General features: G+C 38.8%; 1 protein-coding gene. It reads left to right on the top strand.

The annotated features are described in order from the left end of the window. Positions 1 to 94: 94 nt before the first annotated feature. The coding region (locus Q1K34_RS17970; RefSeq protein ID WP_300442128.1) for an IS1634 family transposase at positions 95 to 1,104 on the top strand (1,010 nt) is incomplete at its 3' end.

Below are 1,104 nucleotides of genomic sequence, written 5' to 3'. Positions count from 1 at the left end.
TCCTGTCTTCCGCACTTTTTAAAAAACAGCTTGGGATGCATTGATTTTACTGGAATGAATTTTGAAAATGGGTGTTGCAAGCCTATTTTTGAGGATGTTTTTAAGAAGATTAAAGAATCGTTCTGGTAGTATATCGGTACAAATTATTTCCAAAGAAAGAGGGAAATACAAGGTTGTTAAGTCTATTGGCAGCGGTAGCAATGAGCAGGAGATCCAAAAACTTGTTTTCCTGGGAAAGCAGGAAATAGAAAGACTGGAGGCTCAGGGAAAATTGTTTGTTTCAGAAAATGATATTGTTGTAGAGCAGTTATTTGAAGCTTTGGGCAATGCCAGTATTAAAACCGTGGGCCCGGAAATTATTTTTGGAAAAATATATGACAGCATCGGTTTTAATGAGATCAATGAAGATCTGTTTCGCCATTTGGTGATTGCCAGATTGGCCTTCCCTTTGAGCAAATTAAAGACTATTGAATACCTGTACCGGTTTCAAGGTGTAAGGCTGGATATAGATGCTGTATATCGTTTCCTGGACAAGCTCAATGACCGTTTAAAAATACAGGCTGAGCAGATTTCTTTTGCACATACTTTAAAAGTTCTTGGAGGTAAGATCAGTATTGTCTTCTATGATATGACCACACTTTATTTTGAGGCCAGCGATGAGGATGATCTTAGAAAAGCAGGCTTCAGTAAGGATGGGAAGCATCAGAACCCCCAGGTTTTTCTTGGTTTGTTGGTGGGGCTTGGAGGCTATGCCATTGGCTATGATATTTTCGAAGGCAATATTTATGAAGGACATACTTTGATCCCATTCATAGAAAAAACAACAGCAAAATTTAATTTGGAAAAACCTGTGATTGTTGCCGATGCTGGCTTATTGTCAAATTCCAACATCTTGGCCCTTGAAGAAAAAGGTTACCAATATATCATTGGGGCAAGGCTAAAAAACGAACCAGAAAAAATAAAAAAACAGATACTGGCAAAAAAGCTTACTGATGGCCAGATGATCAAAATACCAAAGGCTGAAAAAACCCGTCTGATTGTTACCTATGCGAACAATCGAGCGGCAAAAGATGAGCACAACCGAAAAAGAGGATTGCAGCGCCT

This window comes from Christiangramia sp. (genome assembly GCF_029937855.1).
GTDB lineage: Bacteria > Bacteroidota > Bacteroidia > Flavobacteriales > Flavobacteriaceae > Christiangramia.
This window is presented reverse-complemented; position numbering and strand designations above follow the sequence as displayed.